This is a genomic window from Candidatus Sororendozoicomonas aggregata, from assembly GCF_031528575.1.
Lineage (GTDB): Bacteria > Pseudomonadota > Gammaproteobacteria > Pseudomonadales > Endozoicomonadaceae > Endonucleibacter > Endonucleibacter aggregata.
This window is the reverse complement of sequence record NZ_JAVLSP010000044.1, coordinates 1-22,566: the sequence shown is the minus strand read 5'-3', so window position 1 is coordinate 22,566 and position 22,566 is coordinate 1. Positions and strand designations below refer to the sequence as shown.

At 48.5% G+C, this 22,566-nt stretch carries 21 protein-coding genes; 5 read left to right on the top strand and 16 right to left on the bottom strand.

Going from position 1 to position 22,566, the window contains the following annotated elements:
• Positions 1-144 precede the first annotated feature (144 nt).
• Both V4C51_RS09930 and V4C51_RS09925 read right to left on the bottom strand, forming a co-directional pair.
• Positions 145-1,563 (bottom strand): S41 family peptidase, encoded by a 1,419-nt coding sequence (locus tag V4C51_RS09930; RefSeq protein WP_330926002.1) that lies wholly within the window; start codon positions 1,561-1,563, stop codon positions 145-147.
• 157 nt (positions 1,564-1,720) lie between these two features.
• Entirely contained in the window at positions 1,721-2,923 is a 1,203-nt protein-coding gene (locus V4C51_RS09925) for a murein hydrolase activator EnvC family protein (protein WP_330926001.1), read from the bottom strand.
• A gap of 103 nt (positions 2,924-3,026) precedes the next feature.
• Between V4C51_RS09925 and V4C51_RS09920 the strand changes: the two genes are divergently transcribed.
• Positions 3,027-4,013 carry a ribonuclease Z gene (locus tag V4C51_RS09920; RefSeq protein ID WP_330926000.1) on the top strand — a complete coding sequence of 329 codons (987 nt, stop codon included), beginning with the start codon at positions 3,027-3,029 and terminating at the stop codon, positions 4,011-4,013.
• A 75-nt stretch (positions 4,014-4,088) separates the two neighbouring features.
• Here V4C51_RS09920 and ppk1 read toward each other — a convergent pair whose 3' ends face one another.
• Both ppk1 and hemB read right to left on the bottom strand, forming a co-directional pair.
• Complete coding sequence (gene ppk1 / locus V4C51_RS09915) at positions 4,089-6,266, bottom strand: polyphosphate kinase 1 (protein WP_420797649.1); 2,178 nt, start codon at positions 6,264-6,266, stop codon at positions 4,089-4,091.
• A 373-nt stretch (positions 6,267-6,639) separates the two neighbouring features.
• A complete protein-coding gene (gene hemB / locus V4C51_RS09910) occupies positions 6,640-7,653 on the bottom strand; it encodes a porphobilinogen synthase (protein WP_330925999.1) in 1,014 nt (337 codons plus the stop codon).
• A gap of 369 nt (positions 7,654-8,022) precedes the next feature.
• Here hemB and V4C51_RS09905 point away from each other — a divergent pair, with 369 nt between their 5' ends.
• On the top strand, positions 8,023-8,706 hold the full coding sequence (locus V4C51_RS09905) for a TVP38/TMEM64 family protein (protein ID WP_330925998.1): 684 nt from the start codon (positions 8,023-8,025) through the stop codon (positions 8,704-8,706).
• A gap of 302 nt (positions 8,707-9,008) precedes the next feature.
• On the opposite strand, the gene V4C51_RS09900 is transcribed toward V4C51_RS09905, so the two are convergent.
• The 9 genes from V4C51_RS09900 to V4C51_RS09860 form a co-directional block, all read right to left on the bottom strand.
• On the bottom strand, positions 9,009-9,446 hold the full coding sequence (locus V4C51_RS09900) for a hypothetical protein (protein ID WP_330925997.1): 438 nt from the start codon (positions 9,444-9,446) through the stop codon (positions 9,009-9,011).
• A 605-nt stretch (positions 9,447-10,051) separates the two neighbouring features.
• The gene (locus V4C51_RS09895) at positions 10,052-10,465 is read right to left on the bottom strand and encodes a hypothetical protein (RefSeq protein ID WP_330925996.1); all 414 of its coding nucleotides are present in this window, start codon (positions 10,463-10,465) and stop codon (positions 10,052-10,054) included.
• A gap of 529 nt (positions 10,466-10,994) precedes the next feature.
• Entirely contained in the window at positions 10,995-11,405 is a 411-nt protein-coding gene (locus tag V4C51_RS09890) for a hypothetical protein (protein WP_330925995.1), read from the bottom strand.
• A gap of 489 nt (positions 11,406-11,894) precedes the next feature.
• On the bottom strand, positions 11,895-12,680 hold the full coding sequence (locus tag V4C51_RS09885; protein ID WP_330925994.1) for a heme ABC transporter ATP-binding protein: 786 nt from the start codon (positions 12,678-12,680) through the stop codon (positions 11,895-11,897).
• 1 nt (position 12,681) lies between these two features.
• The gene (locus V4C51_RS09880; protein ID WP_330925993.1) at positions 12,682-13,734 is read right to left on the bottom strand and encodes a FecCD family ABC transporter permease; all 1,053 of its coding nucleotides are present in this window, start codon (positions 13,732-13,734) and stop codon (positions 12,682-12,684) included.
• A complete protein-coding gene (locus tag V4C51_RS09875; RefSeq protein WP_330925992.1) occupies positions 13,724-14,686 on the bottom strand; it encodes a heme/hemin ABC transporter substrate-binding protein in 963 nt (320 codons plus the stop codon). The genes V4C51_RS09880 and V4C51_RS09875 overlap by 11 nt, the downstream gene beginning before the upstream one ends.
• Positions 14,683-15,111: an ExbD/TolR family protein gene (locus V4C51_RS09870; protein ID WP_330925991.1), complete on the bottom strand. Its 429-nt coding sequence runs from the start codon at positions 15,109-15,111 to the stop codon at positions 14,683-14,685. The genes V4C51_RS09875 and V4C51_RS09870 overlap by 4 nt, the downstream gene beginning before the upstream one ends.
• Positions 15,108-15,827, bottom strand: a complete 720-nt coding sequence (locus V4C51_RS09865; RefSeq protein WP_330925990.1) for a MotA/TolQ/ExbB proton channel family protein — start codon at positions 15,825-15,827, stop codon at positions 15,108-15,110. Before V4C51_RS09865 ends, V4C51_RS09870 begins: the two co-directional genes overlap by 4 nt.
• Before the next feature lie 20 nt (positions 15,828-15,847).
• Positions 15,848-16,636 (bottom strand): energy transducer TonB, encoded by a 789-nt coding sequence (locus V4C51_RS09860; protein WP_330925989.1) that lies wholly within the window; start codon positions 16,634-16,636, stop codon positions 15,848-15,850.
• A 390-nt stretch (positions 16,637-17,026) separates the two neighbouring features.
• Here V4C51_RS09860 and V4C51_RS09855 point away from each other — a divergent pair, with 390 nt between their 5' ends.
• Complete coding sequence (locus V4C51_RS09855; RefSeq protein WP_330925988.1) at positions 17,027-19,195, top strand: TonB-dependent hemoglobin/transferrin/lactoferrin family receptor; 2,169 nt, start codon at positions 17,027-17,029, stop codon at positions 19,193-19,195.
• A gap of 173 nt (positions 19,196-19,368) precedes the next feature.
• Here V4C51_RS09855 and V4C51_RS09850 read toward each other — a convergent pair whose 3' ends face one another.
• Both V4C51_RS09850 and V4C51_RS09845 read right to left on the bottom strand, forming a co-directional pair.
• Positions 19,369-19,764 carry a regulatory protein RecX gene (locus V4C51_RS09850; RefSeq protein WP_330925987.1) on the bottom strand — a complete coding sequence of 132 codons (396 nt, stop codon included), beginning with the start codon at positions 19,762-19,764 and terminating at the stop codon, positions 19,369-19,371.
• Positions 19,765-19,766: 2 nt separating this feature from the next.
• Positions 19,767-20,624 carry a carbon-nitrogen hydrolase family protein gene (locus V4C51_RS09845; RefSeq protein ID WP_330925986.1) on the bottom strand — a complete coding sequence of 286 codons (858 nt, stop codon included), beginning with the start codon at positions 20,622-20,624 and terminating at the stop codon, positions 19,767-19,769.
• 116 nt (positions 20,625-20,740) lie between these two features.
• Here V4C51_RS09845 and V4C51_RS09840 point away from each other — a divergent pair, with 116 nt between their 5' ends.
• A complete protein-coding gene (locus V4C51_RS09840; protein WP_330925985.1) occupies positions 20,741-21,562 on the top strand; it encodes an NRDE family protein in 822 nt (273 codons plus the stop codon).
• A gap of 313 nt (positions 21,563-21,875) precedes the next feature.
• Complete coding sequence (locus V4C51_RS09835; protein WP_330925984.1) at positions 21,876-22,343, top strand: hypothetical protein; 468 nt, start codon at positions 21,876-21,878, stop codon at positions 22,341-22,343.
• On the opposite strand, the gene V4C51_RS09830 is transcribed toward V4C51_RS09835, so the two are convergent.
• The coding region (locus V4C51_RS09830; RefSeq protein WP_330925983.1) for a hypothetical protein at positions 22,340-22,566 on the bottom strand (227 nt) is incomplete at its 5' end. The genes V4C51_RS09835 and V4C51_RS09830 overlap by 4 nt on opposite strands.

Genomic DNA, 22,566 nt, shown 5'->3' with positions numbered 1-22,566 from the left:
CGATGAATTTGCTTAAATAGGTCAACTATTCGCACAAATCCATCGAAAAATCTGACTCGCCCTACTGAATTTTATGCTCGAAAGCATAAGTCCGACAGGCTCCTGGATGAAATGAAGGCTAAAAACTGTTTTTCAGATAGTTTCTCAATGATGCTCCCTTTTGGGAGTTACTCGATTACCAGCAACTTTTGTATCTGGCTGTGAGCGGATAGCCATTCCCTTCACAATATTCAATGCCTGACTTAACTGATAGTCTTCTTCCAACAGACTTTTAGGGTTGCTTTTTCTTTTTGCCATGTTTGTTTTGCCCTTTGCTTCATCCCCGCTGGCATTGGTCAAGTGGCCTTTCAGGTCGGCTTCTTTATAGTGGGCACCCCCTTCCAAAGGTGTCACTTTTACACGAGGGAGTTCAATATCGGGCTTAATGCCTTCTGCCTGAATAGAGCGTCCACCAGGGGTATAATACAGTGCCGTTGTCAGCTTCAACCCCCTTTCGGAATCAACACTCAATGGCAAGACGGTCTGCACAGAGCCTTTTCCAAACGTTGTACTACCAACCAGAACAGCACGGTGATGATCCTGTAGCGCGCCTGCCACAATCTCTGAAGCCGAGGCTGAGCCACCATTGATCAGAACAACCAACGGTACCCCTTCCGATGGGTCACCTTTGGTGGCATTAAAACGGAGTTCTGAATTTGGCACACGGCCTTTGGTGTAAACAATCAGTCCTTCCTTGAGAAAGGCATCACTGACCCCAACAGCAGCCTGTAATACGCCCCCCGGGTTATTCCTCAAATCCAGCACAACACCTTTTAGCTGGCCGTCTTTCTGCTGCTGGCGAAGCGTTTTAAGATGGGCAAGCAACTCCTTATCGGTATTGGCCTGGAACTGACTGATACGAATATAGCCATAACCCTCTTCCAGTGTTTTCGCTTTAACACTCTCCACCTTGATAATGTCCCGCTTCACGGTTACATCAAAAGGCTTGGCAACGCCATCACGCAGGATCGTCAGCTTAATGGGAGAACCCGCTTTCCCCCGCATTTTTTCAACAGCCTGCATCAGTGTCATCCCTTTTACCGGCCCGTCATCGAGCCTGATAATCAGGTCACCTGCTTGCAACCCTGCTTTGTAGGCAGGTGTATCGTCAATGGGAGAGATAATCTTCACATAGCCGTCTTCCATACCCACTTCCATACCCAACCCGCCAAACTCGCCTGATGTACTTATTTCCAGCTCCTTGAAGTCTTCAGGCTTCAAATAAGCAGAGTGAGGATCCAGATCATTCAGCATACCCTTAATGGCTGATTCCAAGAGGGTTTTATCATCCACTTGTTCAACATAGGCTGATTTTATCCGCTGCATCACCTCAGTAAAGGTTCTTAACTCAGCCAGAGGCAAAGGATCCGTTTTTAAGTCAGCGCCATCGTCAGCAGATTTTGCCAGTACCGCCTTATTATCAGGGCTCTGCTGGCTATCGGCCCATCCAGACATAGCACAACCCAACGCCATCAGCAAAAAGGCTGCGCGAAACGTACAGTTCAATGGATGGGGTATTATCATGTAAGCTCCTGCATACGTTGTATTCCAGCAAATTTCAATGGATGAAGACAGGAGCTTACGGGGACTGATACGAGCTCCAATGACTGATCCAGTATAGCTTTTTATCCTGTCAGTGCTTTTCCATAGGAGTTATCGGTTCCCGGGGATCAAACTCCAGCTACCTTGACAGCCACTGAGAGGGGTCAATCGGGATACCTTTATGACGAATCTCAAAATACAATGATGGCTGACTCTGCCCTCCTGTGGAACCCACACGAGCCAGAGGCTCACCGGCCAGTACCACCTCACCCTCCTCTTTTAATAAGGACGCGTTATGGGCATAGAGCGTCAGGTAGTCATTGCCATGATCAACAATCGCAAGTAACCCGTAGCCCCTGAGCCAATCAGCAAAAATGACCCGGCCATCGTTCACAGCCGTTATCGGCTCCCCCACTGGCGCACTGATCAGCAGTCCTTTCCAGCGTAACCCTGTATCTGAGCGAAGGTCGTTATAGCCTGAAAGCATCGTTCCCTTAACGGGCCACGATAGCTTGCCTTTCATTTTACTGAAGGGGATACCACTGCCAGATCCACGGCTTTTCAGAGAAGCCAGCGCCGTCTCAAGGGCCTTTTGCTGTTCTTCCAGGTCAACGAGCCTGTCCTGCCCCTGACTGCGCTCTGCTGATAGCCGCTTGAGCAGGGTTTCTCTATTACGTCTTTGTGCCACCAGTTTTTTCTGCCGCAGTTCCAGCTGTTGCTTTTTCTGGGTCAGTGATTTCCCCAGTGCTTCCTGCTGTTGCTGATTGGTCTTTGCCTCTGTCAAAATGGCCTCAAAGCGTTGCAGGGCAGCCAACTGTGCTTCCTGAAGATATTCAAGATAGACCATCTGCCTGGAAATTTGCTCAGGGTCTTCCTGGTTCAAAAAAAGTTTTATCCGGTCTTCACCGCTGATCAGGTACATTGAGCGCAGACTTTTAGCAATCCGTTTTTTTTCAGCCTGCTTTTGTTGTTGCAAAAACGTCTGGCGCTGCTTCAACGCGGTGATGGACTGCTCGCCTTCTTTGATTTTTTCCTGAATAGCCCGCACTTCCCGCTGCAAGCCACTGATAGCCTTTTCTTCTCTCAAAAGGCGTTTTTCATTGAGTGTATGCTCTTTACTCAGTGATATCAGCGTATTTTTTAACTGGGTAATATCACGCGCTACAGCGTCAATGGCTGCCTGGGTCTGAGATACTTTCGGCTCAGCCTTTGACTCAGCATAAGTACTGTTAACACCCAATCCCGCAAGAAAAACCGTCAATATAAAAACCGAAGCATTCATAACCGATAAAGTAAACGACCAGTTATTTATATTCACCCCCAGTATACCTTGGTTTACCATGAATTACCTGTATTCCTTCCAGAAGAAACAAAATCATGACGTGAGCCACCTGCCTGCTGTAAGCTGATAACATGCTGGATTCAACATCGACCGGAATGTCACCATGCGACTCACCTTTCTGGGCACCTCTGCTGGCCTGCCTACCAATGAACGAAATGTCACCGCATTGGCACTAGCGATGGATAACAGCCGTCGCTGGTACTTAACGGACTGTGGGGAAGGCACACAACAGCAGCTGATGTACTGTCAGTATTCCCTCTCCCAGTTACAGGCAATTTTTATTACCCATGTCCATGGTGATCATACCTTTGGTCTTCCCGGCTTGATTACCTCGGCCTCAATGCAAGGGCGTCAGGCTCCCCTGGTTATTTGCGCGCCCGAAGGGGTTGAGTCATTCGTTCGCCATACCCTGAAATGCACTGACTCCTGGAACCTTCCATTTGAGCTTTCCTTTCGCCGCTCAGACGAAGCAGGGTTTGCCTACGCTGATGATACGGTTTCGGTCACTTCACACCCGCTGTCACACCGCGTACCCAGTTTTGCCTACCGCTATACAGAAGCTACCCCCACCCCTCAACTGGATATACAAAAGCTACAGACATTATCCGTACCCCAAGGCTCCTTGTGGGGACAGTTACAACAGGGAAAGACCGTAGTACTCGACAATGGTCAACGTATAGCACCCGAACAAGTCATCGCCACACGGCCCAAGCCACGTATTGTTGTCATAGGCGGTGATAATGACCGGCCTGACCTGCTGGATGCCATTTTGCCAGACACCGACCTGCTCGTACACGAGGCAACCTTCACCCATGACGTTCTTCAAAAAGTCGGCCCGAACTGGATGCACAGCACTGCCAAAATGGTAGCGTTAGCCGCAGCCAAAGCCAATCTTCCCCATCTCATTCTGACCCACTTCAGTGGGCGGTTCCGGCTATCAGCAAAGCCTGGCGAAAAAAGTGTTGAATTACTTCGCCAGGAAGCTCAACAATTCTACCGGGGGCAGGTTGAGCTGGCTGAAGACTTTGCTGTCTGGGAGTTATCCAGAAAGGGGGGGTTACAGCAAGTACATGGTAATAAAAGAAGATAGGTCATAGCAGAAAAGACAACGATAGTATATTTTCTCTGCCACTCCCTTTGACAACGTTTACACCCACTGTTTAATTTACTGACCGTAGTTAGCCAATGTTGCCAGCAGTTTATCTTGCGCGCCGCGCTTTCGCTGTCCACGTACGGGGCGGTTCAGCGTATAATTGCCCTCACTGTCCAACTGCCAGCTACACACGTTGTCGGCCAGATACAGGTCGAGCTCTTTTCTAACACGAGAAACCAATTTCGGATTCTCTATGGGAAAGCAGGCTTCTACCCGCATATCGAGGTTTCTGACCATACCATCAGCACTGGCGCAGTAAACAAGGGGCGTATCATTATTTTCAAAATAAAAAACACGGGTATGCTCCAAAAGACGCCCGATAACGGAGCGGACAGTGATATTCTCGGACACGCCTTCAATGCCTGGCTTGAGGCAGCATATGCCACGAATCACCAGATCAATGTTAACCCCTGCCTGTGATGCTTTATAAAGCGCTTTAATCAACTGGGGTTCAGTGAGCGCGTTCATTTTCATAATGATACGTGCCGGCATCCCCTCTTTAGCGTTAGCCGCTTCCTGATTAATCAGCTCAATCAGACTCTTTTTCAGCGTAAAAGGCGCATGAAAAAGTTTACGTACCCGGACCGCGCGCCCCATTCCTGTCAGCTGTTGAAAGAGCTTACGGACATCGTTAGTGATATATTTATCGCAGGTTAGCAAGCTGTAATCTGTGTAAAGTCGGGCATTACCGGCATGGTAGTTACCCGTGCCCAAGTGGGCATAACGCTGAATCTTTTTTCCCTCACGGCGAACAATCAACATCATCTTCGCGTGAGTTTTGTAGCCAACAACACCGTAAACAACCACGGCCCCGGCTTCTTGAAGGCGCCGTGCCAGAAACAGGTTTTCTTCTTCGTCAAACCGTGCCCGGATCTCCACCACCACAGTAACTTCTTTGCCATTGCGTGCCGCATCCACCAAAGCATCCACCATTTCAGACTGAGCGCCGGTACGATACAACGTTTGCCGTATAGCTAACACATTCGGGTCATTGGCCGCCTGTCGCAAAATATCAACAACAGGCGTAAACGACTCAAAGGGATGCAACAACAGCATATCTTCACGCGCGACAATGTCCATGACACTCTCGCGCTTTTTGCGCAATTTTTTCAGAGCCTTGGGAAAGCTTGGTGTGAACGGCTGAAAGGTCAGCGCCTTGTTGTCGCTGTGGTCACATACTGACATCATGCGCGTCAGATTCACGGGGCCATTAACCTGATAGAGCTGGTCATCAGTTAACCCGAATTCATCAAGAAGAAAGTCAATTAAGGGGCGTGGGCACGTATCCACAACCTCCAGCCGAACCGCTTTTCCATAACGGCGGGAAAGCAGCTCACCCTGCAATGCTTTGGCAAGGTCTTCCACCTCATCCTCAAGGTCAAGATCGCTGTTTCGGGTCAGACGGAATTGATAACAACCTTTAATGGTCATTCCCGGAAAAAGGTCTTCGGCATGGCGGTGAATGATAGACGACAAAAATACATAACTTTCACCCTCTGCTTCACACACATCATCTGGCAAACGAACGATTCGGGGTAAAGAGCGAGGAGCAGGAATAATCGCCATGCCTGTTTCACGACCAAAAGCATCCTGCCCTTCCAGCGATACAATAAAACATAACAGCTTATTCGCCAACCGGGGAAAAGGGTGCGCCGGGTCTAAACCAATAGGGCTGATAATGGGCATCACTTCGTTATAGAAAAAACGCTTTATCCAGGCAGCCTGCTTGTCAGTGAGTTCATCACGCCTCAAAAAGCGAATGCCATTATCCCGCAATACCGGCAGCAGGGAGTCATTAAATGCCTGATACTGACGCTGCACCTGCGCCTGTGTGGTATCGGCAATCTTTTTCAGAACCAACTGCGGACTCATCCCATCAAGACCCACATACTCGCGGGAGAATTCAATTTGCCGCATTAACCCCGCCACACGAATTTCAAAAAATTCATCCATATTAGAGCTGAAGATCAGCAAAAAGCGCAGGCGTTCCAAGGGCGGCAAATCTTCACGGAAAGCTTGCTCCAACACCCGAATATTGAACTGCAGATGGCTAAGCTCACGGTTAATATAGTAATCAGGGTTGCCCAGATCGGTTAATTTGGGTGTTTTCATCTCAGATGCCACCGCCACCTGTTGGCTGGGGATAACATTCTGGCCGGATACTAACGTGGCAACGCTTGTGTTATCCATAGGGCCTCTTATTGTTTATTACAGCGCCTGTATGAGCTGAATCGGATTGCTTATGACACGCTCATCAGGCATGCGCGCCTGAAGTAGCGACAAGGGCTAGGAGCCTGACCGAGAATAGACTGCCCTACTGCTATTGCGATAAATTGATCTAAAAATTCCTGTTTCTTCATCAAATAGCCCCGCTATTTTCCTCAGAAGCAGAAATTTTTACCCTCAATTTCTCGCAATCCTCGCTACGGGCGCTATTCTTGGACAGACTCCTAGATAAAAGCAAGCACTTGTTCAAAACAAGAAACAGCTCTCAGACTCTTTCAGAAAAAACACTGTATACCAGCAAGTTGTTACAAAATTACAGGGGCAAAGCCAAGCGTGATTAACCCCGTGGCGTACGCAACAAGCGAGCCGCCTCAATAGCATAGTACGTCAGTATGGCATCAGCACCGGCTCGTTTCATGGAGGTCAGTGACTCCATCATCACGCCATTACCATCAAGCCAACCATTGTTAACGGCCGCCATATGCATGGCATATTCACCACTGACCTGATAAACAAAGGTGGGGACTTTAAAGTGCTCTTTGATGCGCCTTACCACATCCAGATAGGGCAGCCCCGGTTTGATCATCACCATATCCGCACCTTCTTGAAGATCGAGCACCACTTCATGAAGCGCTTCGTCACTGTTACCCGGATCCATCTGGTAACTGAATTTATTCCCTGAGCCTGATTCCAGGTTGACGTTAGAGCCTACCGCATGGCGGAAAGGGCCATAATAGCTGGAGGCATATTTGGCAGCATAGGCCAGAATCCGCGTATTCACATGACCATTTTCTTCCAGCGCATCACGAATTGCACCAACGCGACCGTCCATCATATCGGAAGGGGCGATAATATCGGCACCAGCCTCTGCATGGGACACCGCCTGCTGAACCAGTACATCGACGGTCTCATCATTAACCACATAACCGCTATTATCAATCAGGCCATCCTGACCATGGGTAGTAAAGGGGTCCAGGGCAACATCGGTAATAATTCCCAGCTGGGGATAGCGATCTTTAACAGCTCGCACCGCACGCTGGATAAGACCTTCAGGATTCCATGCCTCACGGGCATCAGCCGATTTTTTATCCATTGGTGTCACTGGGAATAAGGCAATGGCAGGGATACCCAGCGCAACCCATTCTGCCGCATCCTTGATTAACTCATCAATACTCAGCCGTTCAATATTAGGCATTGGTTCACAATGATTGCGTTGCCCCTGCCCCTCAAGGACGAAGACAGGGTAAATCAAATCATCAACAGTCAGGCGGTTTTCTCGCATCAACCGACGGGAAAACTCATCATAACGCATTCGTCGTGGACGGGAAGCAGGAAATGGACGGTCAATCATGACCATGTAACCTCTTGTCGTGTTCACAGTAGCCGCACATTATACGTAATAAACCCCTCACCTGAGAAATGCAAAACAAGGCGGCGCGTCTCACAAAAGCAATCTTTTCTCCTCCTTTTCTGGCGATTTCTGGCGATTTCTGGCGATCCTCCCCAGACACAGACTTTTAAGACTGCCTCTGACAACGTGATGGGCATGGCAGACTGGACATAAGTACAGCAGAAATGACGAAAGTCGCCAGAGTCATTGCCAAGCGTTTCAACAAAGGGCTGGCGTTCAGACGGTCAGGGCAATAGCTTAGTAGGAACAAACCATTGGCATAAGACCAAATAGCCGGGCTAGCTCACTATCCAATAAAAGAGAGATATTATGATAAAAAACAAACTGCTTCTGTTTATCGGTATCGGAACGGCCATAACTGCCTTTTATACGTCAGGAGGGGCAGACTACCTGACACCTGATGTATTTGGATCATTATACAAAAAAAATCCTGGCCTCACCGCAGGACTCTTTTTTTTAGCGTATGTCATGGTAACGGGTCTTTCCTTGCCCGGGGCAGCATTACTTACTTTAATCGCAGGCTTTATTTTCGGCTTTCTACCGGCATTGGTCATTGTCTCTTTTGCCAGTACTATTGGCGCAACACTGGCCTTTCTTTTCTCTCGCATCTTGCTCAAAGACTGGGTTCAGAACAAATTCGCATCCCATATAAAAACAGTTAACAGGGGCTTTGAAGCAGACGGGGCTTTCTACCTGTTTACACTGCGCCTGATCCCCGCTGTCCCGTTTTTTGTGGTTAATCTGGTCATGGGACTAATGCCCGTTCGCACCTGGACATTTTACTGGGTTAGCCAGCTAGGCATGCTGCCCGGCACAGTAGTGTTTGTTAATGCGGGTGCTCAGGTGGGTCAGATAGAGGCACTGTCTGTCAGTGGTATTTTATCACCGGCACTGATTGGCTCTTTCGTGCTACTGGGAATTTTTCCTTTACTCATCCGTAAAGGTGCCACACTCTGGAAAAAGAACAGGAGCAAAAGGGAAAATGGCGAGTAACACCCGTTTATCGTAGCGACCTTTGAGCAATGCGAAATGGCTTAAAACCTCTCCAACTTCAGACCGACGATAGGGCTGCAACCATCAATTCGCGCGAATAATTGACCTGTTTAAGCAAGTTGATCGGAAATTCTGGCCGCACTTTCTGAATTTTAGGCCGAAATTGCCTTAAGTCCGACAGGCTCCTGGATTCAACAGACAATAACTTTACCGCGCGCAGAGATGACAAAAGAGAAAGCTACTGGGGTATCAGCAGAGCCTGGCGACACCACCAGGCTGCAGGACGCGACCAAGAAGAACCTCTAAATACTATGGCACCCTAGCTCTTTAACGGCACTGCCAGGGTTGTTATAGACTTTACAGGAAAGATCAGGAGATACCATGATCGGAATCAAGTAAGGCTCCGCGCCTTTAGGTTTATAAAACTTAAAGATTATTTTAGGCTGCCCCTTGGTATCAACGGCATAGAATGTGGCACCACTACTTTCCTTGGCACAAGAAGAAATCAGATCTTCGGTGGTGTTTACTTTTGACCTGGCGGCACCCTCGCCAAAGCCTACCCGGCCGGTTTGAGTAACCAGGCAATTTGTGTCGTGTGGCACTACAGAAACTGGTGCTGTTGGGCTAGGTGCTGTTGGGCTAGCCGGCATAAGTGAAACAACCACTTCGTATTCTTTTGCCATTGTAGCGCGAGATAAAAAAAGCAAACAACTCAATAAAAGACAGACAAAATATTTCATTACTCATACCTCTCAATTTAAAGCCAGAAAAAAGTTTTCTGACTAATACACGTCGTTTTCCTAACGACACCTTTTAGTATTTCTAACGACGGCATAGACTTTTGGTGCACTGAGCGTCACACCAACATTAGAAAAGCCAATAATTATTGCCTCCAATCATTGAAGGAAGATTTTTACAAGCTGTACGACAACACTACAAACCATTAAAAATAAAAACGCCAAAATTGTTTTTTAAGCTATACCCAAATCACCATAAAGGCAAAATCTTTATAAGAACAATAGTGAATAAAGTACAAAGACTCATCAGTATCAAATAGCCATCGACTCTTCCAACTGCACTTAACACTCGTTAGAAACGTCGATTGGCATAATGTAGCAGGCAGCAAGATCTTTTGACTCAATAAAGATATACACTACAAGTGATGTCAGCATAAAGAACAGTAAGGGTATCAAAGCCTAACAAAAGACCCGGCAAACGATGAGGACGTGACTTCAGGGAAGACCTAGGAGGCTGACCGAGAATAGCGTCCTTAGCGAGGATTGCGAGAAATTTTTAGACCAATTTATCGCAGCCGCAGTAGCGCGGTCTATTCTCGGACAGGCTCCTAAACATTGCTGCACGCTATCTTTAAATGGCTGCTGTCTATTGTACAGGAGAGGTGTTGAGATACCATGATTGGAATTAAATAAGGCTTTGCGCCTTTTGGTTTATAAAACTCAAAAATCACCTGGGGGTATCCCTTGGTATCAACGGCGTAATAGACAGCATCACTGTGCTCCAAGGCACAAGAGGCAATTAAATCTTCGCTGGTATCGACTTTTGACTTGGCGACATGGTCTTTAAAACTCACCCGACCCGTTTTAGCAAGAAGGCAGTGTGTGTCTTGTGGTACAACAGAGATCGGAGCCATATTTTCAGATGAATTAACAGAAATTGTCACCTCGTATTCCTTTGCCATTGTAGCGCGAGATAAAAAAAACAAACAACCCAACAATAGACAAGTAATATATTTCTTCATTGCGCATACCTTCCATTTCAATACTATAAACAAGCTTTCCGACTTACGAACATTGTTACGTTCGTATCTATGACGAAATAGACTATTTTTAACGTATACTTAAATCACCCTAAGGGCAAAATCTTTACAAGAACAATAGTGAACAAAGTACAAAGACTCTTCAGTATCTACTAGGAGCCTGTTGGACTTAAGGCAATTTCGGCCTGAAATCCAGAAAGAGCGAGAAAGCGCGAGAAAGCGCGAGAAAGCGCGGCCATATTTTCCGATCAATTTGCTTAAACAGGTCAACTATTCGCGCAAATTGATCGAAAATTCTGACTCGCCCTACTGAATTTTATGCTCGAAAGCATAAGTCCGACAGGCTCCTAGGAGCCTGTCCGAGAATAGACTACCCTACTGCGGTTGCGATAAATTGGTCTAAAAATTCCTGCTTCTTCGTCAAATAGCCCCACTATTATCCTCAGAAGCAGAAATTTTTATCCTCAATTTCTCGTAATCCTCGCTACGGGCGCTATTCTGGGTCAGGCTCCTAGACACTCTTGCACGCTATCTCTAAATTGTCCCTATAGACTGTGCAGGTAAGGTGGGAGGATACCATGATCGGAATTAAGTAAGGCTTTTTATCTCTTGGTTTATAAAACTTAAAAATTATTTGAGGGTATCCTTTGGTATCAACGGCGTAATACGTAGCATCACTATCCTCCACGGCACAAGAGGAGATTAATTTTTCGCTGGTATCGACTTTTGACCTGGCGGCATGATCTGCGAAACCCACTCGGCCCGTTTTAGCAAGCAGACAATGCGTGTCCTGTGGCACTACAGAAACTGGGGCCATTTTGCCCGATGGATAAACAGAAACAACAACCTCGTATTCTTTTGCCATGGTGGCGCGAGATAAGAAAAATAAACAGCTCAATAACAGACAAGCAGCGTATTTCATTGCACATACCTCTGATTTAAACGCTGGTAATAAGTCTTCCGACTTACCAGGAGCCTGTCGGACTTAAGACAATTTCGGCCTAAAATCCAGAAAGCGCGAGAAAGCGCGAGAAAGCGCGGCCAGAATTTCATGCTCGAAAGCATAAGCCCGACAGGCTCCTAGCGTTGTTATATCAACAGCATTTTCTAACTACGCGAATACCTCTACATAACAGAGCAATACTGAGAGGTATACCGCGGTTAGAAAAACCGATTGATATTACCCGAACTGAAGAGACGATTTGGTAAGCTCAGTGACTGAAACCCAAAGAGTTGTAAAAGGAGAAATGGCAGAAATCATGGGAAGAACGTAAAAGCAAATATGTACCTAACTTATACCCAAGTCACTATAAAAGCAAAATCTTTACAAGAAAAATAGTGGACAATACGCAATACCACGGATTAACGTCAGGTGCCTGGTCATTGACGATGTTTACCAGGCACCCCAACATCAAGTGTTGATCACTAATGGGCAAGGTCTTGAAGGATGTTTTAATACATCAACATCAATATCAAACACCTCCTGGACAGTTTTCGGGGTAAGCACCTCAAAAGGCGTGCCTAGAGCTGCCATTTTACCCTGTTTTAACACGATGATCCGGTCTGAATAACGAGCGGCCAGGTTAAGGTCGTGCAAAATCACAAAGACCCCCATACCGGCATCCGCTTGTTCTCGTACCACCTGCAGGGCATGTTGCTGATGGGCAGGATCAAGGGCTGACGTAGGCTCATCAAGCAGCAGGTAACGAGGGCCAAGGGGGCATTCATCCCATATCTGGCATAATACCCGTGCCATATGCACCCGTTGTTTCTCCCCGCCAGAGAGCGTAGTGTACAATCGGTCGCGAAGATGGAGACAATCAACCTTTTCCAATGCCTGGCGAGTCGTTTCCTGGTTTTGCCGGTGATCTGTAGCGCAGGGAATGCGACCAAGTAATACCACTTCCTCAACGGTGAAGGGAAAGCTCAAAGAGGATGACTGCGGCAAAACTCCAACCATCAGCGCCTTTTGATCAGCGCCCCAGTCACTTCGACCATTAAGGGAAACATGTCCACTACAGGGGACGCGATCACCGGTAATGGTTTTCATCAGCGTACTTTTACCGGCTCCGTTAGGGCCAAGGACTGATATCACCTCACCGGGCCTGACACTCAGACTGATGTCGTCCAACAGCTTCTTGCCACCAATGTGGACACCAATATTCGAGAGTTCAAGTGTATGTTCTGTTGCAGACATATCAGGCAATCCGTTGACGTTGCTGCCAAAGCATAGACATAAAGAAAGGCGCGCCCATTAAGGCTGTTACAATACCGATAGGCAGGTCAGACGGTGCGACAATGGTTCTGGCAATCATATCGGCGGCAGTAAGAATAATACCGCCAAGCAGGGCTGATGCCGGAAGCAGAACACGGTGGTCAGGTCCGACCATCAGTCGAATCAGATGAGGGACAACCAGACCAATAAACCCGATAAAGCCACTGACTGACACCGCGACACCCACAATAATGGCACAGAGGGTAATCAGTTTGAGTTTTACCCACTGTACGTTGATACCAAGGTGGCGTGCTTCAGACTCACCAAGCAGTATGGCATTGATGACTTGTCCACAACGACACAGTACCAGTGTTGCGGGCAGAAGAACAACGGCACATACCAGCACCAGATTCCAGGTGGCTCCGCCGAGGCTACCCATCTGCCAGAAACTGAGGGAACGCAGCGCCGTGTCATCAGCCAGGTAAGTCAGGACGCCCATGCCAGCACCTGAGAGGGCATTGATGGCAACACCCGCAAGCAGCATAGTGGCAACAGAGGTTCCATTGCTGGTGGTACCTGTACGATACACTATCCAGGTAGACAACATCCCCCCGACAAAGGCCAGCAGAGAAACACTGAAACTGTGGATAAAACTCCCGGCAATGGAGGCAAACAGCACCCCACCCAATACGATAGCAATACCGGCACCGAGGGAGGCGCCACCTGCGACCCCGATAATACTTGGGTCGGCCAGGGGGTTGCGGAATATCCCCTGCATGGACGCACCCGCCACCGCAAGGGCAGCACCGACCATAATCCCCATTAACGTGCGTGGTAAACGGATAGACTCAATGATCAATTGTGATTGCTCATTGATGGAGGTTGTCAACAGACCAATGCGGTCAGATAAAATCGCCAGAATATCCATCGGCGCAATTGCCACAGGCCCGGTGCCTACCGAGAACAAGAGGATTATTGGCAAAGCAATAGATAATACTGTCAGTAGCAAGGCAGAATGCCACTTTTTACGAACCATGCTTTGCTTTCCCCATTGGTTTGGGCTGGCTGACAAAACCTGGTTTGTTTTTACCGTACAACATGCCAGCCAGACGCATGGCTGTTTCACCCGTACGCGGGCCAAAGCCACCGAGCAGCAGGCTGCCATCCAGTGCGATCACATTGCCATCTCTGCCTGCAGGCGTTTTTCGCAGCGCAGGCTGCATGGTTAAGAGTTGCTCTGGTGTCAATCCATCACCGCGGTCAGCGTAAATAATAAATTCAGGTGCCATCTGCAATAAGGCTTCCTTGGATAAAGGTTTATAACTGGCAAATTGATCAGCCGCCACATTAATGCCACCGGCCAGCTCAATCATGGCATCTGCCGCCGTATTACTACCGGAAACAGACAAGGAACGTCCACCCATAGCAAGCAGGAACATCACCTTTGGTTTGTTTTCATGGCTATCTGCCAGAGCACGGGCTTTTTGAAAAGAGGACTGAACCGAAGCCCACAGGGCTTTCCCTTCTTTCTCTTTATCAAGCAGTTTACCCAGAGACACAATCTGCTGGTGAATAGCTTCTTCGGAATACTTCAGGGGCAAGGCAACGACCTTGACACCGGCATTTTTTAACTGGGTCAAGGTGGCAGGTGGCCCCATATCTTCCGTACCAATCAGCACGGTAGGTTTCATGGCCAGAATGCCTTCAGCAGAGAGCTGCCTGTGATATCCCAGCCTGGGTACATTGCGTGTTTCCGGTGGCCAGTTGCTGGTTATATCCACCGCAACCACCTGATCGCCCGCACCAAGGGCGTAGATCAGCTCCGTAATACCATTACCCGCGGAAATAATACGCTGTGACTGTATCTGCTGGTGAGTGTCAGGACTGACGGTAGCGGAATGACTCCCGGAAACACCAACGTCAGCGATAGCTGAACCATATAGCAATGGTAGAGCCGTCAAAACAAATGTAGCGACCCGTTTGTTCACGAAGCGGTTTCCTCCATCAACACCTGCGCGGCTTTAATATCGTGCTGCCCAAGGAACATCATCAATTTGACCAGGTTGCCCAGTGGCGCTTCCTTGTCGCCAGCGATCAATACCGTCGTTTCAGGGTGTGCCCCGACCTCAGCCAGCAGTTTGTCAGTAAAGGCAGACCAGTCAGTAAAGCGCTCTTCTTCCAGCGCCCAGGGCTGACCTTTGGCCAAGATAGAGACGGTAACTGTTTTAGGTTCGTCTGTTACAATCGCTTCAGCCTCAGTAGCCTGGGGTAGCTCAACCGGCAGACTGAGTGTTTGTACGTTAGCGGTAAACAACAAAAAGACCATGACAATAAACACCACATCCAACAGCGGCGTCAGGTCGGGTAATGGCAACGATGCGCTGGTTTCTTCAGTGCTCTGTATGCTAATCATACTGGCACTACCTCACCGGCAAAGTGCTTTTTTTCAGTTTTTTCCTTGTGGGAGCATGGTTTTTGTTCACTGGGTGAAAAACCATCGTCGTTCATATCCAGCCCCTCCATCAACAGGTTGACATGATTCATGGCAAACTCCAGCTTACTGATATAATGGTTGGCCCAAACCCCTAAGCCATGGGCGCCAGCCAGAGCAGGAATAGCCACGAACAAGCCAAAGGCGGTCGTATACATCGCTTCCCATAAACCACCAGCAAGTACGTCAGGTGTCACCGGGCCGCCACTGGCGGCAATACCCTGGAACATATTGATCAGACCCAGTACCGTGCCAAGCAGACCAAACATGGGGGATAAAATACCAATTAGCATCAACGGTTTTAACCAGTTCTGCAGTGCCCGCTTTTGCTTCAACAACCACAGAGTCGCCACTTCTTCGCGCATCTCTTTAGTACTGGCATTATGGCTGAGCAACACGGCGATGCCCCGGCGAATCCCTTTACTTTTGCACAGGTTTTCACAAAGCCGCTCCTGGCTGTCACTACAGTGCTTGCAGTTACGCACTTCCTGAAACAGGACCCGTAACCTTTTCTTATTCAGTGACGGCAGCGCTGCGTAGGTAATTAAACGTTCCAGCACCATGGCCAGGCATAAGCAGGAAGCAATAATCAATGGCCATGCCATGGGGCCAAGGGATGCAATTTGTTGTGCCAACATGGCAAACCGTCCTATGAAGATTAGTTAAGTTGAAAAACAATGCGTTGGTGAAGTCGTGACTTGACGTTGAGTCCATTGCGTTTTTGGGGTTCGAACTCCCACTGCCTGACAGCAGCAATGGCAGATTTATCCATTAACCCAAAACCGGACGATTCGAGAATCGTGACTTTAATCACGTGCCCGGTTTCATCCACAATCAACTCAAGATTAACAGCCCCTTCAATGTTGCGCCGGCGGTAGCGGGTGGGATACACCGGCTGTACCTGATTCGTCACTACCGGTTTTGTCATCAGGACGGGCTCGTTACTGAGTCCTTCCACTTTGCTTTCTTTCAGGGCACTTTTCACCGAGGCAGGTTGAGCAGGCAGCTCTTTTTTAGCCATAACCTTGTCCGTTTTTTCAACGGGTCGCTTACGGGGCTTCTCTTCGGTTTTTTTAACCACTTCTTTCTTAGCGGGCTTAACGGGTGGCTTTTTCTGTTCAACCTTTTCAGCAACAGGTTTTTCAGGTTTGGGATTTTGGCGCCGCAAGACCGGTTCTGCCTTGGCAACAGGCTTGGGTAATGGTTTTTTGGGAGGTGCTGCTGGTGCAGGCTCAGGTGTTGGCTCTGGCTTTGGTTGCGGTTCAGGCTCTGCCGTTTGCTGTTCTGGCTGAGCCTGCATAGTCACCGTAGAAAACGTCACACTGACAGGTGCTTTCAGGCTGCCTGTGGTCATATCCGGGATAATTTCCTGTTTATTCAAATACCACCCAACCCCCAGATGAGCAGCGATAGAAAAAATAAGGGTCAGTAACAACGTTTTTGACATATTTTTTGTTTCAACGACTTCCAATAATAACGACAATTGACGGATGTTACGTTATCTTCACGATCGACCCTAGGAGCCTGAAAACCCATAATCTCCCTCTCCCAGCTTTCAGTAGACAGTAAATGTTACACAGAGGGGCTGGAGCAAAGTGTTGAGCGCTTTTCAATAACCTGTCAGCGGCGGATATTACTGCATACTGACCATGAGCTCAATAACTTAAATGATAATAATTTGCATTTATCATTTGACTTAACTAGTATGCCCATCGTCGAAAAAACAAAAAAGGCATGGCAAGTGTCGCAATCAGACACGGGTATGCCTTAAACCCAGCCAGTAATTTGCACCAGGATAGCGAGCTGGCAAGACGTCACAGACGGATATTAGCTAACCATGAATCTTGCGAAAACCAAATTTGCTATTGCCATTTTAGCTGCCACTGCTTCTGTTGCGCGGGCCGATGAAACAGATGCCGTGAGTGAGAAAAGTACGACACTTGAACAGGTAACAGTTTCTGCTACCCGAACCGAAAAGCAACTGAAGGATGTAGCTGCCAGTGTCACGGTTATCAACAAAGCGCAAATGGAAAAGAAACTGGCAACAAACATTAAGGATATGGTGCGCTACGAACCGGGTGTTTCCGTTCAAAATGGCTCAAGGGGTGGGCTGAAAGGCTTTAATATCCGGGGCATGGAAGGTAACAGAGTCAAAATCATCGTGGATGGTGTGGATCAGGCGCAATATTTTAATGCCGGTGGTGATTACATCCGAAACCAGCGTAGTTTCGTTGACATTGATTCGATCAAGGCCGTTGAAATTGTTAAAGGCCCAGCATCCAGTCTTTACGGCAGTGATGCCATTGGTGGAATGGTTGCTTTCCAGACCAAAGATCCTGCTGACTACTTGAAAACCACAGGTGACGAAACCGCAGCCTCTGTTAAAGGGGAATACAAAAGTGCGGATCAAGGGTTTTCGGAAACGTTTTCCCTGGCAAACCGCAGTGGTGATCTCGAAACGATGCTGGTTTATACCCGCAGAGACCACCACGAGACCAAAAACCACGGTGAAGGTGCTGATACTTTCGGTGAAGCCAGTGGATTGCCAAACCCTGCCGATACGGGGCTGAATAATATTTTGGCAAAAGCCCAGTACCAGATCAGCGACGCCCATCGGGTAGGGCTGACCGGTGAGCTTTTTGATGCCACCTCCACGGTAAAGCTTAAGTCCCTCGAAGCTGAAGGCGCAAGGGGAAAAGACCAGATGACCCGTGGCCGAATCGGTTTTTTCCATCAGTGGCAAGCCAACATAGGCTTGTTTGACAAAGCACGCTGGCAAGTGGACTGGCAAAAAAGCAGAAGCCACATGAAAACACATATGCCTGCCTATGTTTTTGGTCCCATGTCATTTCCTGAGCGCCTGCTGGATTATAACTACTCAGAAAATGCTTACTCCCTGGGAGCGCAGTTTGATAAAACAATAACGTTTGCGGGCTTGCGACACAACATCGTCTACGGTTTGAACGCCAGCCAGACCCGGGTTAAAAACAACAGCACTGAATACGACCTCGACGCTGGTACAACCGAGCCTAAAAACTATATCCCAACGACTGATGTAACAAAATACGGGGTATACCTGCAGGATGACCTTCAGGTTACTGACCGTCTGGTCGTCACCCCCGCTCTGCGTTACGACACATTCAAATACCGCCCGGAAGGTAAACTGAACAACGGAGAGACTGTTTCTGACAGTAGTGGCGATAAACTCACGGCTCGTCTTGGTTCAGTCTATAAATTCAGTGAACGCCTGTCCGGTTTTGCCCAGTTCAGTCAGGGCTTCAAAGCGCCCGGCTATCTCGATATGTACTACACCTACAATGGCGGCGCGACGGTTTTAGCGAACCCTGACCTTAAGCCTGAGGAAAGCAATTCCTTTGAGTTAGGTCTCAGGGGTGACGGCAATCTGGGTAGCTATGAGGTGACCGGTTTTTATAATAAGTACACCAATTTTATTGAACAGGTTGTCATTGGTCATAGTGCTGGCAAAGAGATTCTCCAGAGCCAGAACATCGGCAAGGTCAATATCAAGGGTATCGAGCTGCGCGGTCAACTTTGGCTGGATGAAGCGGTTAATGCCCCCACAGGCACTACATTGAGGGGGTCTTTGGCCTACGCCGACGGTGAAAACAAGGACAATGGTGAAAAACTCAACAGCGTGGCCCCGTTAACGGCCGTGATTGGCCTGGGTTTTGATGACCCTTCAGGGAAGTACGGTGGTGAACTGGCATGGACACTGGTGAAGGGAAAAAGCAGCAAGGATGTGAGCAACTCAGATTTGCTTGAAGGGGGACAACAATTCAACCCTGGTGGTTATGGCCTGATTGATCTAACGACTTATTACAACCCGGCTGAAAACGTCACCCTGCGCGCAGGCATTTTCAACCTGACTGACAAAAAATACTGGGTGTTAGACGATGTCCGTGGGCGCGATACAACCTTTGCGGGCATTGACCGTTACACCCAGCCCGGTCGAAATGTTTCCGTCAGCGTAAAATGGGATATTTAATGTAATACCAATCGACTCCACTTGGGAAGTAGCCGCCAACCAGCAAAGTGATTTCGCCCACCGCGCTGGCTTAAGGGTCTGCTCCAGACTACCTGTCTCCATGGCAGGTAGTCTTTCTTTTTTTGAGTGTCCGAAACCAGCGCTAAACCTGTCGGTCAGGGGCTTTAGCCCCCTCAAAAAAGCGCCATAATCACCTGGAGTGAAAAGCCCCGGTATTGGAGAAACCGTATTTGCCGGGCTTTCTCTTTAGGGTCGTTAGGGGACGCTTCACCAAATTTTTTAATCCGCGCGCTTTGGGCCAGCTCGAACCAATCAGGATTGGCTTCTTCTAAAGCCCGTAATATAACGGCTTCATCGATTCCTTTTTGTTTCAGTCCCTGGCGGATTCGCGCCGGGCCATGTCCACGGCCAAGATGCAGGCGAATAAAACTTTCAGTAAATCGCTCATCACTGACCAACCCTGCTTTTTCCAGACGATTGAGGACACCATCAATCACATCAGGTGCGTTAATGATGCGGGCCAGCTTCTGATAAAGCTCCGTTCGGCTATGTTCTCGCCGCGTCAGCATACTCAGTGCTGACTGCCAGAGTTGCTTTTCTGAGGCACTATCTTGATTGTTGAAAGCCGCTGGTGTTTCAGGCATGGCATGGAAGACCTTCGATCCAGAAGTTCATTAAAATTGAGGCAAGCAGAAACGACTGTCGCCTGTTTGCGTGCCTGGGCGAGAATGTTTCCCCAGGGATCAACAATCATACTATGCCCCCAGGTTCTGGTACCATCACTGTGGACTCCCCCTTGATTAGCGCCAAGGACAAAACACTGGTTTTCTATTGCCCGAGCCCTGAGCAATATTTCCCAATGGGCTTGTCCGGTTTTATGAGTAAACGCAGAAGGAACCGATAAAATATGGGCACCGTGGTTGGTGAGCAATCGGTACAACTCAGGAAAGCGCAAGTCATAGCAAACACTCAGACCCACTGTCGCAGGCTCAGGTGTGTCCAGGCTGAACAGTGTTGGTTTACTGCCCGGGCAGAAGTCGTTAGACTCCCGATAAGCGCCTTTCTCGTCGCCAACGTCAACATCGAACAGGTGGATTTTGTCATAGTGGCAAATTTCTTTGCCCTGGGGGCTATAAACAAAACAACTGGCGCGACACAGCCCACCGGGCGTGAGCTGACAGGGAATGGTGCCACCGATCAGCCAGCACTGATAGGTCGTGGCAAGATGGCTCATCCACTGCCTGAGTGTATCCTCGTCCTGGCCAGGGTTAGCTTGTTTTTTTCCCCTGTAGGAAAAGCTCTCGGGAAGGACAATAATATCGGGCTGATCATCCAGCGTGTTTTTCAGCAACAATTCTATGGTGTTCAGATTATCGTTAACCTGAGTGCTTGAACACAGCTGCACCAGTGATACCTGAAGGGGGTTCATAGATGTCTCCTTGAAAGCCTTCTACAAAAGATCATGAACAGCTTTAGATCATGAACAGCTTTCTAAAAAATCTGATAGGCTTAGCGGGATAATAAACAGATAAACGTTGAAACCCCATGTGCTTGATTGTTTTTTCCTGGCAACCCGGGACAGCAACGCCTTTGGTGATGCTAGCCAATCGTGACGAATATTACGACCGACCAACGCTACCACTCCATGACTGGGATGACCACCCAATGATTCTCGGTGGACGCGACCTGGTTGGTCAGGGAAGCTGGCTGGCATTCAGCCGTGCTGGCAGGTTTGCGGCTGTCACCAACTTTCGGGAAACGCCCCCTGAAGACGGTAAAAACTCCCGTGGGCAACTCGTCTCACACTTTCTTCGTGACAATTATCCTCCATTAACGTTTTTGACCCGGCTTGAAAAAAAAGCCGCTGATTATGCCGGGTTTAACCTTCTGCTTGGTGATACCACCGGCCTGTATTATTTTTCTAACCGGGGGGGTAGACCGAAAACTCTTGCCCCGGGCCTTTACGGAATGAGTAACCACTTATTGGATACACCCTGGCCTAAACTGAAAAAAGCCAAAGCAGGTTTATCGGCTATGCTTAAGCAGCCAATCTGGTGGAATCGCGCTGAGGACGCTATGGGTATAATGCACGATACCTGCGGCCCGGATGATGAAATTCTGTCCAACACCGGGGCAGATCTCAATGAAGAGCGTTTATCCACCCGCTGTTTTATTCACGGCGATTTCTACGGCACACGCAATACCAGCTTCATTCGGATTAATGCACAAGGGCATCTTGAGTGGCATGAGCAGCTTTATGGTGTCAGAGGTGTTAAGAAAACCATGTTATCACGTTCTATTCAGTGGCTCCCAAAGAACAGGAAAATGTCCTTTACGGCTGAAAAGATCAAACCCATTGATTACTAGGAGCCTGACCGAGAATAGCGCCCGTAGCGAGGATTACGAGAAATTGAGGATAAAAACTTCTGCTTCTGAGGATAATAGTGGGGCTATTTGACGAAGAAGCAGGAATTTTTAGACCAATTTATCGCAACCGCAGTAGGGTAGTCTATTCTCGGACAGGCTCCTAGGAGCCTGTCGGGGCGGGGTGTCCTTCGTGGAAGAGCAGAATTCATCACCTTCACGGAGGTGACGATGATGTATTGATCACACCACTCTCAAGGGCGTCCTTAACGGGCCCCTTAACGGGCCTCCTTGGCCTACTATCAGGAGAGTTTTCATGCTACACACTTTTGCGAAGTTTCTATGCTGTCTGGGATGTGGGCTGACACTTTCAACAACAGGGCTGGCCAACAGTGCCACAGTACCAGGTAAGCATCACTCGCTGTCAGCCCCTCGGGAGATTATTGCCCACAAATATAAGCCCTGGGAAAAGGTCGGCTCCACGGAGTTCCGCTCATCATCGGCAAGTGTGTCTTTTTCACTGGATAAGCCTCGCTCATTCGCTGAAATCAAATTTACCATGGATAAAGCCATCAGGATTGAGACTGCCAGGTTTTATTCAAACAGCGGTGAAGTGTACACATTAGCTTTTCAGCAGCCCAAACCACAAGTGGAGACCTCCGTTCGCCTGCTTCCCAAAAGCCTGGGGGTGATCCAGAAAGTAACTGTTTATTACAAAGACACGGGGAAACATCAGGGCACTATCACCCTGCGAGGAAGAAACCTCGTTAACCAGGGGGCTTAGCCCGGATATTTCATAAACATGCTCCTGGCCTTGCTTGCTCCTTGCGGCTCTAAAGGAGTTTTGCTCAGTCGACCGTACTCCCCGGTACGGCGCTCCTTCGCAAAATCCCTTATTAAGTCCGACAGGCTCCTAGGAGCCTGACCGAGAATAGCGCCCGTAGCGAGGATTGCGAGAAATTGAGGATAAAAATTTCTGTTTCTGAGGATAATAGTGGGGCTATTTG